At 33.0% G+C, this 15,622-nt stretch carries 14 protein-coding genes; 12 read left to right on the top strand and 2 right to left on the bottom strand.

The features are described from left to right. The first annotated feature begins 11 nt into the window (after positions 1–11). The 10 genes from upp to CP520_RS02820 all read left to right on the top strand — a co-directional run bounded on the left by upp (position 12) and on the right by CP520_RS02820 (position 7,938). On the top strand, positions 12–635 hold the full coding sequence (gene upp / locus CP520_RS02865) for a uracil phosphoribosyltransferase (RefSeq protein WP_096862944.1): 624 nt from the start codon (positions 12–14) through the stop codon (positions 633–635). A 146-nt stretch (positions 636–781) separates the two neighbouring features. Then, entirely contained in the window at positions 782–1,249 is a 468-nt protein-coding gene (locus CP520_RS02860) for an MG406 family protein (RefSeq protein WP_096862943.1), read from the top strand. After that, positions 1,236–2,153: a F0F1 ATP synthase subunit A gene (locus CP520_RS02855; RefSeq protein ID WP_245832602.1), complete on the top strand. Its 918-nt coding sequence runs from the start codon at positions 1,236–1,238 to the stop codon at positions 2,151–2,153. The genes CP520_RS02860 and CP520_RS02855 overlap by 14 nt, the downstream gene beginning before the upstream one ends. 106 nt (positions 2,154–2,259) lie before the next feature. Then, complete coding sequence (locus CP520_RS02850; RefSeq protein WP_373423240.1) at positions 2,260–2,511, top strand: ATP synthase subunit c family protein; 252 nt, start codon at positions 2,260–2,262, stop codon at positions 2,509–2,511. 63 nt (positions 2,512–2,574) lie between these two features. Continuing rightward, entirely contained in the window at positions 2,575–3,114 is a 540-nt protein-coding gene (gene atpF, locus CP520_RS02845; protein ID WP_096862941.1) for a F0F1 ATP synthase subunit B, read from the top strand. Next, a complete protein-coding gene (locus CP520_RS02840; RefSeq protein WP_096862940.1) occupies positions 3,114–3,701 on the top strand; it encodes a F0F1 ATP synthase subunit delta in 588 nt (195 codons plus the stop codon). The genes atpF and CP520_RS02840 overlap by 1 nt, the downstream gene beginning before the upstream one ends. A 3-nt stretch (positions 3,702–3,704) precedes the next feature. After that, positions 3,705–5,282 carry a F0F1 ATP synthase subunit alpha gene (atpA, locus tag CP520_RS02835; RefSeq protein ID WP_096862939.1) on the top strand — a complete coding sequence of 526 codons (1,578 nt, stop codon included), beginning with the start codon at positions 3,705–3,707 and terminating at the stop codon, positions 5,280–5,282. A gap of 6 nt (positions 5,283–5,288) precedes the next feature. Next, on the top strand, positions 5,289–6,155 hold the full coding sequence (atpG, locus tag CP520_RS02830; protein WP_096862938.1) for an ATP synthase F1 subunit gamma: 867 nt from the start codon (positions 5,289–5,291) through the stop codon (positions 6,153–6,155). Positions 6,156–6,172: 17 nt separating this feature from the next. Beyond that, complete coding sequence (gene atpD / locus CP520_RS02825; RefSeq protein ID WP_096862937.1) at positions 6,173–7,624, top strand: F0F1 ATP synthase subunit beta; 1,452 nt, start codon at positions 6,173–6,175, stop codon at positions 7,622–7,624. 14 nt (positions 7,625–7,638) lie between these two features. Continuing rightward, complete coding sequence (locus CP520_RS02820) at positions 7,639–7,938, top strand: FoF1 ATP synthase subunit delta/epsilon (RefSeq protein WP_096862936.1); 300 nt, start codon at positions 7,639–7,641, stop codon at positions 7,936–7,938. A gap of 61 nt (positions 7,939–7,999) precedes the next feature. On the opposite strand, the gene CP520_RS02815 is transcribed toward CP520_RS02820, so the two are convergent. Further along, positions 8,000–9,814: a 5'-3' exonuclease gene (locus CP520_RS02815; RefSeq protein ID WP_096862935.1), complete on the bottom strand. Its 1,815-nt coding sequence runs from the start codon at positions 9,812–9,814 to the stop codon at positions 8,000–8,002. Positions 9,815–9,927: 113 nt separating this feature from the next. Then, positions 9,928–10,512, bottom strand: coding sequence for an IMPACT family protein (locus tag CP520_RS02810; RefSeq protein WP_096862934.1), 585 nt, complete (start codon positions 10,510–10,512; stop codon positions 9,928–9,930). 157 nt (positions 10,513–10,669) lie between these two features. Between CP520_RS02810 and secA the strand changes: the two genes are divergently transcribed. After that, a complete protein-coding gene (secA, locus tag CP520_RS02805; protein ID WP_096862933.1) occupies positions 10,670–13,507 on the top strand; it encodes a preprotein translocase subunit SecA in 2,838 nt (945 codons plus the stop codon). A 104-nt stretch (positions 13,508–13,611) separates the two neighbouring features. After that, positions 13,612–15,609 (top strand): excinuclease ABC subunit UvrB, encoded by a 1,998-nt coding sequence (gene uvrB / locus CP520_RS02800; RefSeq protein ID WP_096862932.1) that lies wholly within the window; start codon positions 13,612–13,614, stop codon positions 15,607–15,609. The last annotated feature ends 13 nt before the right edge of the window (positions 15,610–15,622 follow it).

The following is a 15,622-nucleotide window of genomic DNA, read 5'->3' as shown; positions in this document are numbered from 1 at the left end:
TAGATATAAAAATGGCTTTTACAGAAATTAAACATCCCTTAATTGTGGATAAATTAACAAGAATGAGAAGAAAAGATACTTCTTCAAAAGACTTTAGAGAAAATCTAAATGAAATTGGAGGTTTAATGGTTTATGAAGTTTTTCGTGACTTACCATTAACTCCAGGAGAAATTGAAACCCCAGTTACTAAAACAACTGGATATACTGTCGATCAATCAGTTGTTCTTGTACCAATCATTAGAGCTGGATTGGGAATGACTGCTGGAATTCAACAATTAATTCCAACTGCAAAAGTTGCTCACATTGGTTTATATCGTGATGAAGAAACTCTTGAACCAGTGCAATACTTTGCAAAACCAACAGCAGATATCGCTTCATCATATGTTTTAGTAGTTGACCCAATGTTAGCAACTGGTGGTAGTGCTTCTAAAGCAATTGATATTGCAAAAGAATGAGGAGCTAAAACAATTAAATTTATTTGTTTAGTAGCAGCACCAGAAGGTGTAGCAAGATTACAAAAAGATCATCCAGATATTGATATCTATGCTGCTAGTTTAGATGAAAAATTAAATGATGATGGCTATATTGTTCCTGGTTTAGGAGATGCTGGTGACAGGATTTTTGGAACTAAATAAAAGTAAGTATATTTGTTTATAAAAAATATAAAAACCGCGGCCATAAATCCGCGGTTTTTGTTCGACTTTTTCAAGAAATATGTCTCGATTCGTACTAAAATAGAAGGAGTGGATAATTATATTTAAAAATTGAGGTAAGTAAGGGAATGAAGCAACTAACCAAAAAACCTAAACATAGATGAAATCAAGAAAACAAATGATTTTATATCTCATTAGTTTTGTTAATTACGTTTACGTTAGTTTTGTTAGCTATTTTAGTAGCTTGCAAAGTGATTAGTTGAGAGTGAATAACAGGTTATGCGATTGCTGCAATATGTACAACAATTGCTCTTTTCGGCGTTATGTTTTCATACAAAGCGTTGGTAAAAACTGAAAATTACTATTATTTCATTTTCTTATTTATCTTAAGAATTGGCCTATATTTTATTCCATTCATATTTTCTGTTTTTATTCCTAATGATATCTTTAATATCTATGGTGTTTTAATTGGATTTAGCCCGATCATATTAATCCCATTAATCCAAGGTTTTGAAGCTGTGATTAAGGATAATAGAACTACAAATATGTTTAAAAAAAATCAAAAAAAGGAAGGGGGAAACAATGTTGCAACCTAATCTAATGGGTAGTCTTGGTGATACTATAAAGAATAACTATAACGTTTGAACGCCACAGTTTATGTCTATTATTTTCACAGCCTTGATTATCAGTTTAATTTGTCTTCTATACAATGTTAAAATTCGTAACCACGATAAAAACGGTGGACAAATGAGTGGATTCTTAGTTTTGATGGAAATGTATATAACCTTTTGTGAAAACTTAGTTGTTAGTTCTATGGGTAAAAAATACCGAAAATTAACACCTTACGCAATGTACATTACCATGTATATCTTTGTTTCATGTATCTTATCTCTTTTAGGGATAGAATCACTAGCAACAACATATACAGTAGCTTTAAGTATGGCACTTGTAACATTCTTTTCAATCTACTATTTTGGATTCAAGTATCAAAAATGAGGTTACTTCAAACGATACGTGAACCCGATTGAAATTCTTACCCAATTTTCACCCCTAATTTCACTTTCTTTCCGTCTATTTGGTAATATGCTTGGTGGAGCTGTAATCTTAGGATTACTTTACGCATTATTCATCAACATTCAAGCTGGATTTGACGGTTCAGGAAACGTTGTTGGAAGAATCTACAACGAAGTTGAAAATGCAAATGGTGATAAGGTTCTATACGATCAAACCTGAAACTATCAATACATTTACTTCTGAGCAGGATTCAATATCTTCACTACTTTATTTGCGCCTTGAATTCACATGTACTTCGATTTATTCGATGGAGGAATTCAAGCATTAGTATTTGCAATGTTAACATTCTCATATTGACAAGAAGCAATGGGAGAAGACAAAGAAGATGACAAAGCTGAAGCTCTTGAAAGAGACTCAACTAAAAAACATAAATTGGGACACAAGATCGGACACAAAAAAGACAAAGCAGTACAAGTTGCTTTATAGTCTTAACTTTTAAATATAAAAACAAATCAAAGGAGATAATTATATGTTATTCGCAGATTTAATGACAAACGTATACATGAACTTATTCAGTGCTTTTGCAACTGTTATGCCTAACTTAATGGCTGAAACAACAGCAGCAGATGGATATAAATTCTTAGGAGCTGGGATTGCCGGAATCGGTACATTCGGAGCCGGAATTGGTCAAGGGGTAGCTGCTCAAGGAGCATGTATGGCTATCGGAAGAAACCCAGAAATGGCTTCAAAAATTCAATCAGTTATGATTATTGGAGCCGGAATTGCTGAATCTGGAGCTGTTTATTCTCTAGTTATCGCTATTCTTTTAATCTTTGTTGCCTAATACAATTTCAAACAATATTAAAGAAATAATTAAAAACAAAGTATCAAAGAAAGAAGGTAAAACATGCCACTATTAATGACTGCTGGAGTTCCAGAGATTCTTCCGGATTTATTCCCGAACTTACCGAACTTCATAGCTCACGTGTTGGCAACTATTGTTATCGTTGTTTTACTTGCTAAGTGAGTTTATAAACCATTTAGAAACTCTATTGATAACCGTAGAGCAAAAATTAATGAATTATTAGATGATGCTGTAGAAAAACAAACACAAGCAAATAAAGATAAAAAAGCTGCTAGTGTTTTATTAACTAACGCAAAAACTCAATCATCAACTATTCTTAAAAATGCACGTGCTGACGCTGACGCACAAAAAATAAAAATACTTGACGAAGCTAGCGCTGAAGCAAGTAACATTCAAACACAAGCTAAAAACTCAATTGCCAAAGCGCAATCAGAAGCGGAAGCTAACATTAAACAAGCAATTATTGATGTTGCTTTCCAAGCTGCTCAAGAAATTCTTCAAGAAAATGTTTCAACTGATAAAAACAAAAAATTGGTTGAAGATTACTTAAAAGAATTAGATTCAACTAAAGGTCTTATCTAATGGCTTTATTGGATTCTAAAGTATCAGACAATTGAGGAATCGCTTTAGCAAACATTGCTGTTGAAAATAAAAAAGAAAATGAATTTATTGAACAAACTGGAGTTTTGATTGATTTATTAAAAAACAATCAAAACTTAGTTGATTTACTATCAATCAAAATTGATACAAATTCAATTGATATTGATAAAGATAAAATCATTGATGATGTTTTCACAAAAGCTGGTTTTAACCCTTACATAGTTAACGCTATGAAGTTACTAGCTGCAGCATCAGAATTTGAATACGCAAGAGATGTCTTTAAAAAGACTCGTCGTATTCTTAGCTTAAAAGCCGGTAATGAATATGGAGTAATTTGATCAACTGAACCTATTTCAGATGCTCAAGTAAAACAATTCGAAGAAAAAATCGGTAAAAAACTTAACAAAAATATTAAGCTTGTTAATAAAATTGACCAATCATTGATTGGTGGGGTAGAAATCGTTGTTGAAGGACGTATCTTTGACGGTTCTGTTAAAGGTAAACTTGACCACATTCGCTACCAAATTTTAGAAAATCAAAATAAAAAAACAGAAAAAGAGGTGGACTAATACATGGCATTTAATATTAAAGAAATCTCTGCTGTAATTGAAGATCAAATCAAACGCTATGGTAAAGACGTTGTTGAAACCGAAGAAGGTACAGTTATTACCATTGGGGATGGAGTATCTCTTATTTATGGTTTAGATAATGCCCTAATGGGTGAATTATTACTTTTCCCAAATGACATTTATGGAATGGTTCTTAACCTTGAAGAAGGTTTAGTTGGAGCTGTTATCTTAGGTGATGGTGACTTAATCAAAGAAGGGGACAAAGTTAAACGTACAGGTCGTGTTGTTGAAGCACCAGTTGGTGACGAACTAATCGGACGTGTTGTTAATGCTATCGGTCAACCTATTGATGGTGCCGGAGATTTAAACGCCAAAGAATATAGCCCAGTTGAAAAAATTGCAACTGGAGTTATGGCTCGTAAATCTGTTGATCAACCTATGGCTACAGGAATCTTATCAATCGATTCAATTATCCCGATTGGTAAAGGACAACGTGAGTTAATCATTGGTGACCGTCAAACAGGGAAAACTGCAATTGCAGTAGATGCAATTATTAACCAAAAAGGTAAAAACGTAAAATGTATTTACGTTGCTATTGGACAAAAAGATTCAACAATTGCTCAAATCGTTGAAAAATTACGTAAATTTGGTGCAATGGATTACACTGTTGTTGTTAATGCTGGGGCATCTGAATCAGCTCCAATGCAATACTTAGCTCCATATACTGGTGTTACTATCGGAGAAAAATGAATGAGCGAAGGAGAAGACGTGTTAATCGTTTATGATGATTTATCAAAACACGCCGTTGCTTATCGTGAAATGTCATTATTACTACGTAGACCACCCGGACGTGAAGCTTATCCTGGAGATGTATTCTACTTACACTCACGTTTATTAGAACGTGCCGCTCGTGTTACTGAAGCTTATGGTGGTGGTTCAATTACTGCTTTACCAATCATTGAAACACAAGCCGGAGATATTTCAGCATACATTCCAACTAACGTTATTTCAATTACTGATGGACAAATTTTCTTACAATCAGACTTATTCAACTCAGGGATTCGTCCTGCTGTTGATACTGGACTATCAGTTTCACGTGTTGGGTCAACTGCTCAACTAAAAGCTGTTAAACAAGTTTCAGGAACATTGAAATTAGATTTAGCACAATACTTTGAATTACAATCATTTGCAAAATTTGGTTCTGATTTAGATGATGAAACTGCTCAAATCTTGAGCAATGGTTCAAAAATCATGGAAATGTTAAAACAAAAACAATACAACCCAATGGATCAAATTGATGAAGCCTTTGTTCTTTTAGCAATCAAAGAACGTTTAATTAAATGATTGCCACAAGATAAAATGCAAGATTTAAAATTCAACATTATTAACTTCTTCCACAAAAACAAGGATGCTAAAAAAGTTTATGACAAAGTCAAAAAAGCTACAGCATTTGATGATGATTCAATGGAAGATGCAAAACGTTACATTGGTCAAGTTGTAAAACAAATGACAAATGAAATTCCAGACTACAAAGCTACTAATTATGGACCTCAAGATGAATACAACAAATTAGGTAAATAATAAAAAATGGCAAACTTAAGTGGTTTAAAAACCGAAATCAGTTCTGTTGGTGACATCACTAGTATTACTGATGCCATGCAATTAGTAGCATCTGCAAAATTGAGAAAAGCTGGTAAAAAAATTACTGAAACCCAAGAATATGTTTCAGAAGTTTACAGCGTTTTCAATGACATTATTCGTCAAACAGATAATTCACCATTTCTTAAAGATGACACTTCAGGGATTAAAAAAACCCTATGGGTTGTTGTTAATTCAAACTTAGGATTATGTGGTGGATATAACGCAAATATCAATCGTTTAGTAATGGGGCAATTAAAACCAAATGATGCAATTTATGCATTAGGTTCTAAAGCTGTAGCTTTTTATACAGCAAGAAAAGTAAATATCTTAAAAGAAAACACTTCTATTGATATCGACTTTTCTTCACAAGAAGCTTCAACAATCGGAAAAGAATTAATGGATTATTATACAACTGGTGAATTTGATGAAATTCAATTAGCTTATACAAAATTCATTAACAATGTAACTTTTGAACCAACAACATTACGTTTATTCCCAATTATTAAAAACGATGATCAAAATCAAAAAGCTGAAGGCGACAAAAACAACATGACTGTTGAATTCGAACCTGATGCTGAAACAATTTTAGAAAAAACTGTGACTTTATATTTGAATACTGTACTTTATGGAACAATTATTGAATCACAAGTTTCAGAACAAGCTTCTCGCCGTACTGCAATGGATGCAGCTACAAAAAACGGGAAAGAATTAACTGAAACTTTACAATTGAAATATAACCGTGAACGTCAAGCTTCAATTACACAAGAACTTTCAGAAATTGTAGCCGGAGCTAATGCTCTACAACAAAAATAAAAAAGGAGGTAATTAAAATGGAAAGCAAAGCAAAAAATGCTAAAAAACCTTCTGATAGTAAGAAACAATCATTTGGTAAAGTAGTTCAAGTTACAGGTCCTGTTGTCGATGTTAAATTCGATGAATCTGATATGCCTGACTTACTTGATGCATTACAAGTTCAAAATGGAGATAAAACTTTAACTTTAGAAGTTGAACAACACATCGGAGATGATGTATGTAGAACCATTGCAATGGGAGCTACTGATGGATTAGTGCGTGGACAAAAAGTGTTAAACACTGGTTCACCAATCACTACTCCTGTTGGAGAACAATGTTTAGGAAGAATGTTTAACGTTCTTGGAGAAGCAATCGACTTAAAACCTGAACCAACAGGTGAAAGAATGTCAATCCACCGTGAAGCACCTGCTTATGATGAACTTGTAACTAGTGCAGAAATTCTTGAAACTGGAATCAAAGTTATTGACTTAATGGTTCCATTTGCACGTGGGGGAAAAGTTGGATTATTCGGAGGAGCCGGAGTTGGTAAAACAGTTCTTATCCAAGAATTAATTAACAACATCGCCAACGCTCACAGTGGGGTATCAGTATTCGCTGGAGTTGGTGAACGTACTCGTGAAGGTAACGATTTATACCACGAAATGATCGAAGCTGGAGTTTTAGATAAAACTTCATTAGTATTCGGACAAATGAATGAACCACCAGGAGCACGTTTCCGTGTTGCCTTAACTGGTTTAACAATCGCTGAATATTTCCGTGATAAGAAAAACATGGACGTACTTTTATTCATCGATAACATCTTCAGATTCACACAAGCTGGATCAGAAGTTTCTGCGTTACTTGGACGTATGCCATCAGCTGTTGGTTACCAACCAACACTTTCAACTGAAATGGGTGCATTACAAGAACGTATTACTTCAACAAACAAAGGTTCAATTACCTCTGTTCAAGCTGTTTATGTTCCTGCCGACGACTTAACTGACCCGGCACCAGCAACAACATTCGCCCACCTTGATGGGAAAATTGTTCTTGACCGTTCAATCGCTTCTTTAGGAATCTATCCTGCGATTGACCCATTAGAATCTTCATCACGTATGTTAGATCCTGATGTTGTTGGAGACGAACACTACCAAACAGCACTTGATGTTCAAACAACTTTACAAAAATATAAAGAATTACAATCAATCATCAACATCTTAGGATTAGATGAATTATCTGAAGAAGATAAATTAGTAGTTAGCCGTGCACGTAAAATGCGTAACTTCATGTCACAAGCATTCTTCGTTGGGGAAAAATTCACTGGTCGTCCAGGGAAATATGTTAAAGCTGCTGATACTGTAAGATCATTTAGAGAAATTCTAGATGGTAAAGTTGATGAAATTCCAGAATCAATGTTTATGTATGCTGGAGATATCGACGAAGTTAAAGAAAGATATAACGAACAATCAAAAAAAAGTAATAAAAAATAGGGGGAACGAAAATAATGGGTATTAAATTAAAAGTAGTTACTCCTAACGGCACTTTTATCAATGATAAAGAAGTTGACATTGTCAATGTTCAAACAATTGATGGAGACATGGGAATTTTAAAAGGTATGGTTCCTGTTGTTTCTGCTTTAAAAATTGGAACAATGAGCTTTAGAGTTGGTAATGATGTGACTTATGTACACGTTCACCGTGGGATTTTAAAAGTAAATCCTGATGAATGTAAAATTATTACTGAAAGACTTTATTTAGTTGATGAAAACGGTTCAAAAATCGCTACACCAGCTAAAATTAATTAGTTGAATAAAATATAGGTAAAAAAAATTAGCTCTAAGTGAGCTAATTTTTTTGTGCTTATAATTAATCTTCTGAATCAGTTTTTTCAAATTTTGGTTTGTCGTATCCAGGTTTTTGGTTACGATCAAAGTTTGAATTATTTGTTCTTGGTTTATAACCATTATCGTTTCTTTGGAAATTTCTGTTTCCACCATCACGGTTGTATGGTTTACGGTCCCCACGATTATTGTTGTAAGGTCTTCTTTCTCCACCATTGTTATCACGGTTGAATGAACGTCCTTGTCCGTTGTTATCACGGTTATATGGTCTTCTTTCACCTGAATTGTTATCACGGTTAAAGTTTCTGTTTCCACCATCTCTGTTGTATGGTTTACGATCAGAATTATCTCTGTTGTAAGGTCTTCTTTCTCCACCATTGTTATCACGGTTAAAAGTTCTACCTTCTTGATTGTTATCTCTGTTATATGGTTTTCTGTCTGAGAAGTTTCTGTTTCCACCATCACGGTTATATGGCTTTCTATCACCATTGTTTTCGCGATTGTAAGGTCTTCTTTCTCCACTGTTGTTATCACGGTTGAATGAACGTCCTTGTCCGTTGTTATCACGGTTGTATGGTCTTCTTTCACCAGAATTGTTATCACGGTTAAAGTTTCTGTTTCCACCATCTCTGTTGTATGGTTTACGATCAGAATTATCTCTATCTCTTGAGAAAGAATTTCCTTCTCCAGTTGGTTCTACAAAACTTCTTTTGTTGAAGTTTCCATTTTTCTTGTTGTATGGTTTTTTATTACCTTTTTTGAAATCGTCATCACGTGAGAAATTTCTTTTTCCACCATTACGTGAAAATTTCTTTTCTTCTTTATCTCTATTTGATTTGGCGATTCTTTCGTTATCATAATAGTCTTTAGCTTCTTCGCTAGTATCAACAGTACTGTTGTTTAATTTAATGTCTTCCATTTTTTTCTTTCTTGGGAGCTTTGAAATTTTATTGTCCACATAAGGAACATAAGCTCACATCTTGTTTTCTTTTAAGAATCTGTTGTAACCGCGTCAATTTACGCGTAGGGGAGAGAAGTTAACTTCTTCTCCCAAATCTAAGTCTCTACAAATTGTTACAATTTTTTTATTAGTTAATATTTGATCCTTAGCATCTTTCATACGTTTGTATAGGCCTTTTGCTTTTCCCTTTAGTTCATCTAGATTTTCAAAAATTCCTTCAACTGATCCATATTCTTTAATTAAAGAAGTGGCAGTTTGATAATGAAGATATCTAACACCTTTAATGTTGTCAGAACTATCTCCCATTAAACTTTTCATATCTATTACTTGTTTTGGAGTACAGCCCATTTTTTTCAATACGGCTTGCTCATCTATTAATTCTGTAGCGTCGTTTCTTGATGCTTTAACAACAACATTAACGTTTTCGTCGACTAGTTGATAACAATCTTTATCGTTTGATAAAATGTGGACTTTATAGCCGGCTTTTGTAGCCATACTTGCTATAGTCCCCATGACATCGTCTCCCTCTCAGTTTTTCTTTTCATATCAAGGAATCTGAGCAGCTGTTAAAAAGTCACGAATGATTTGCATTTGTGGTATCAAATCATCTGGTGTTTCTTTTCTCTTAGCTTTGTAATCTGGGTATAATTCTCGGCGTCATTCGCACCCTCTATCAACATCGAATGTCACTATAATTGTTCTATATTTATTTGAATCAATGATTTGATTCAGTTTTGAAACGAAAGTATATATAGCATTAATTTTTACACCATCACGGTTTGTTGCTATTTTTTTCCTTTTTAAAGAACCATAATATCCTTTATGAAGCAGAAGGTATCCGTCGATAATCATAATAGTTTCTTTATTATTCTTATCCATATGTTTTTCCTCTTATCTTATTCTATATTTTAACATCTTTGCTATCTCTTAGAATGGTATAGGAAAAACGCAAAAAAGAGCGTCTACTAATCAATAATATAGTAGAAAACCCTTTATAGGTATTTTTTCTTTCTTGAAATAACTTCGATATTTAAATTGTCAAAAGAAATGTCTTTATCATCAGTTAAAAGGGTGTAGCTAACTTGTTCTAAAAACTCTTTATCTATAACTTCTAAATCATGTTTTAAACAAAATAAATCTACACTTTTAATATCATTGATATCAAAAGAAATTTTAATCTCTCACATTTCTTCTATTTGGTGGAACGAAGCTTCATCTAGAACCATAGTCCCAGCTTTGGTATAAGCTCTAATTAATCCACCAGCACCAAGCTTAATTCCTCCAAAATAACGAATTACAAGTACAACTACATTGGTTAAATCTTTATTTTCAATTAATTTAAACAATGGCATTCCTGCTGTATTTTTTGGTTCTCCATCATCACTATAGCCACCGGTTTGAGGATCAATCCCAATCTTATAGGCGTAGCAATTATGGCGAGCTTCTTTTTGAGAATACCGATCTAAAAAATCATTTAATTCTTCTTTAGAACTCACTTTTTTAGCAATGGTAATAAATCTTGATTTTTTAATAATTAACTCAGTTTGATAAACATGATTTTCTTTTAAAGTTTGCATAAATTAAATATGACTAACTCCTTTCAAAACCACATTTTCTAAATTACGTGATTTAGTTATTAAAAACTTTCTATTTATCTTATAATTATAAGTAGCAAGGTGGACATTTACCACCGATATTTTTTTATTTATTTAAGAACAGGGAGAATATTAATAAATGGCTAGTGATAAAAGACTTATTAAGAAGTACGGGAAAATAGCGGACAAAATTATTGCCCTTGAACCACAAATGCGTGAATTAAAGGATGAAGACTTTAAAACAAAAACGCAAGAATTTAAAGATTATTTACAAGTTGAAGGTAACGAAGTTGATGATATCTTAGTTGAAGCTTATGCAGTTGCAAGAGAAGCTGCTAGAAGAATCTTAGGTATGAATGCTTTTAGAGTCCAATTAATTGGAGCAATTGTTTTAAACTCTGGAGATATTGCGCAAATGCGTACTGGAGAAGGAAAAACTTTAACTGGGTTATTTCCAGCTTATTTAAATGCATTAACTGGTAAAGGTGTACATATTGTTACAGTTAACGAATACTTATCTGAACGTGATGCTGAAATCAACGGAGAAGTCTTTGATTTCTTAGGAATTACACATGGAGTTAACTCTTCATCTGCTTCAAAAGCAGAAAAAAGAGATGCTTATGCACAAGATATTACTTATACAACTAACTCTGAATTAGGGTTTGACTATTTAAGAGATAACATGGTTGATAATTTTGCTGACAAAGTTCAACGTGGATTGAACTTTGCAATTATCGATGAAGCCGACTCTGTTCTAATCGATGAAGCTAGAACGCCTTTAATTATTTCTGGAGGTTCAGCTACTGTTGCTAACCTTTATAAAGCAGCAGATCAATTTTCTAAAACTTTAAAGGTTGGAGAAAATGATGATGCTGAAGTTGATTTAGAAACCAAACAAGTTTATTTAACAGAGAAAGGAATTCAAAAAGCAAAAGAATTCTTTAGTGTTAATGACTTATTCTCAACTCAAAATACTGAGTTATACCACTTAATCTTAAATGCTTTAAAAGCACAATTTACTTTTAAAGAAGGGGTTGAATATACAGTTAGAGATGATGAAATTATGTTAATTGACCAACTAACTGGACGTATTATGGAAGGTAGAGCCTATTCTGATGGACTTCAACAAGCTTTACAAGCTAAAGAAGGAGTTTATATTGAAGAAGAAACAGCTACTTTAGCCTCAATTACTTATCAAAACTTCTATCGTTTATACGCAAAACTTTCAGGAATGACTGGGACTGCTAAAACTGAAGAAGAAGAATTTATTAAAATTTATAACACTAGAGTTGTTGTTGTTCCAACCAATAGACCAGTTATTCGTAAAGATGAAACTGATTTAACTTTTGGAACTAAGAATGCTGCTTTAAAACACTTAATGGGTGAAGTTAAAGAAGTTCATGAAAAAGGAAACCCAATCTTGATTGGAACAACTTCTGTTGATTCTTCTGAACAAATTGCTAACTACTTAGATAAAGCTGGTTTTGATTATCAAATGATTAATGCCAAGAACCACGGAAGAGAAGCTGAAATTGTTGCTCATGCTGGTGAAAAAGGAGCTATTACTTTAGCTACTAACATGGCTGGTCGTGGGACTGATATTAAATTAACCCCAGAAGTTAAAGAACTTGGTGGATTAGTTGTTTTCGGAGTTGAACACAACGAAGCTCGTCGTATTGACGACCAATTACGTGGACGTAGTGGTCGTCAAGGAGACCCTGGATATTCAAGATTCTATATTTCTATGGAAGATGAATTAATGATTCGTTTTACTACTGCAAAAACTCGCCAACAATTCTTAAAACTTGGGGATGACTATATTAAATCTCGTTTATTTAACCGTTCTGTTAATAATGCACAAAAGAAACTTGAAGGAATGAACTTTGACCAACGTAAAAACGTTTTAGATTATGATAACATCGTAGCTCAACAACGTGAAACTATGTATGCTCAACGTGACGATATTTTAACTACTGAAAACATTGAAGTTGTTGTTGAAAGAATGTTCTATACAACTGCTTATGAATTAGTTTTAAAACATGCCAAAATTATTCGTGACGAAAGAACCTTGGATGCTGAAAGTTTATTAAAAGAAATTGATGGTAAATATGTACCAAAAGGTGAATTTAAACCATCAGATTTTGATGGTTTAGAAAATAATCAAATTGCTAAAAAAATTACTAATGCCATGATGAAGTTCTATCATGGAAAAGTTGATGGTGTTGATAAAAACGTTGTTGACCGAATGGATAGAGGAATTATTCTTGAAGTTTTTGATGATAATTGAACTAGACATATCAATATTGTTTCTAAATTAAAATCAGGAATTTATCTAGAACAATATGCACAAAACAATCCATTAAGTGAATACGTTGAAAAAGCTACAAAACTATTCAATGATATGAAAGTTAAAATTGCTGAACAAGTAACTGATAGACTTTCACAAGTTGTTTTAAGAGAAGTTGCAACTGATCGTCAACCTGAACAAATTGAAATTACTGATGAAGATATTGAAAAAATCTTTAATGAAACTGGAATTAGCAAAGAAGATTTATCTCCAGAGGTATTAAGTCAAAAATTTGCTGATTTAAAAGCTAAAGTAGATCCAAAAGATACTGATAAATTAAAACGTTTAAAAGTTCAAGAAGATATCTTACAAGGATTAGTAATTGAATTACAAAAACGTGGAATTCAACCTCAACCACCAAAAGAAATTAATTTAACTGAAGAAGATGTTAATAACATTATTAAAAGTTTCGGTTTTGAAGAACAAGAATTCACAAAACAACAAGTTGAAGATAAATATAAAGAACTTGCAGAAAATAGAACACCTAACGAAATGTTCCAATTAGAAGTTGCAAGACAAGTCCTATTATCAATAGCAGATCAAATTGAAAACATTAAAGCAAATCAAGCTAAAAATGAAGACAAAGGATCAGGTCAAAAAGTAAGCAAAGGTCGCGCTAAAATCGGGTAAAAAGGCCCTTTTTAGTGGTACAATGAAGTTAATATAATAAATAGTAAAATCCAGGGAGGACACTCCCTGTGTTTTTGCATACCACAAGAAAACAGGAGAACTTCATGGAAATTAAAAGAGAACCAAGAAAATTCGAATTGCACGCTCCCTTTGAACCATCTGGGGATCAACCACAAGCAATTAAAGAATTAACTGAAGGGTTAAATGAAGGTAAAAAAGATCAAGTTCTTTTAGGGGCAACTGGAACTGGGAAAACTTTCACAATGGCAAATCTTATTGCCAATCAAAATAAACCCACTTTAGTCTTAGCCCACAACAAGACTTTAGCTATGCAACTTTACTACGAACTAAAAGAATTCTTCCCAAACAATAGGGTAGAATACTTCGTATCAAACTTCGATTTCTATCAACCAGAAGCATATGTACCATCAAAAGATTTATATATCGATAAAGATGCTCGTCAAAACATGGAATTAGACATGATGAGACTTAGTGCTATGAATGCTTTAATGACAAGAAATGACACAATTGTTGTAGCCAGTGTAGCTTCAATTTATGCTATTCAAAACCCTGCTGAATATTCAAAATCATTCTTTGAATTAAATGTAGGACAAAAGATTTCAAGAAAAGAAATCTTAACTTATTTAGTTAAAACAGGATATACAAGAAATGATATTGAAATGGCACCAGGTACTTTTAGTGCTAAGGGTGACGTCATTAAAATTGTTCCTGGATGACAAGCAAACATTATGTTTAGAGTTTCATTATTTGGTGATGAAATTGAATCAATTGATGTTTTAGATGCAACAACTGGTTCTGTTACTGGACAAACTAGAACAATTACAATTTATCCAGCTCAAGCATATGTAACACCAGAAGATAAATTAGGTTTAGCAGTTGCAAATATTCGTGCTGAACTTGCAGAAAGACTAAAATACTTTAGAGATAAAGGATTAATGCTTGAAGCACAAAGATTAGAACAACGTACTAACTATGATATGGAATCATTAACTGAATTTGGTTACTGTAGTGGGATTGAAAACTACTCATCTCACTTAGACTTCAGAAAACCAGGACAAATGCCTTATGCATTAATTGATTATTTTGGAGATGATTTCTTAACAATTATCGATGAATCACACATGATGATTCCTCAAATTAGAGGGATGTATAATACAGACCGTTCTCGTAAAACAACTTTAATCGATTATGGATTTAGATTACCTTCAGCAATTGATAATAGACCTTTAAGTTTTGATGAATTTAGAAGCAAAATGAAACAAGTTGTTTATACTTCAGCAACACCAGGAGATTACGAATTAGACTTAACTGATCATAAAGTTGTTCAACAAGTTATTCGTCCAACTGGTTTATTAGATCCAATTATTGATGTTAGAAAAACTGATGGTCAAATTGATGACTTAATTGAAGAAATTAGAACTCGTAAAGAAAAAGGCGAAAGAACTTTAATTACTACTTTAACTATTAGAATGAGCGAAGACTTAACAGCTTACTTACAAGAAAAAGGAATTAAAGTAGCTTACTTACACTCTGAATTAAAAACATTTGAACGTAGTGAAATTATTAACGACTTACGTAAGGGTGTTTATGATGCAGTTGTTGGGGTTAACCTTTTAAGAGAAGGATTAGATATTCCTGAAGTTTCACTTGTAGCAGTATTAGATGCTGATAAACAAGGATTCTTACGTAATACACGAAGCTTAGTTCAAACAGCAGGTCGTGCAGCTAGAAATGCTCATGGGGAAGTTATCTTCTATGCAGATACAATTTCTCCCGCTATGAAAGAAGCAATGGAAGAAACTTCACGTCGTCGTGAAGTTCAAGAAGTTTACAATAAAGAACACAACATTACACCAAAAACAGTGTTCAAAAAAGTTCAAGATTCAGTTTTAACTCCAGGAGCTAAAAAGGAACTTGATAAAGTTAATAAAACAAAAGATAAAGACAAAAAACGCGCTGCTATTGATAAATTATTAGCAGACTTACGTAAAGAAATGTTACAAGCTGCTAAAGATTTAGACTTCGAAAAAGCAGCAGACTTACGTGATACTATTATTGATCTTGAAGGTCAAAAAGATTAATAGAAGTGTAGAG

It is taken from the genome of Mesoplasma lactucae ATCC 49193 (assembly GCF_002441935.1).
Taxonomy (GTDB): domain Bacteria; phylum Bacillota_I; class Bacilli_A; order Mycoplasmatales; family Mycoplasmataceae; genus Edwardiiplasma; species Edwardiiplasma lactucae.
The sequence above is the reverse complement of the archived record's forward strand: the minus strand, read 5'-3'. Positions and strand labels throughout refer to the sequence as shown.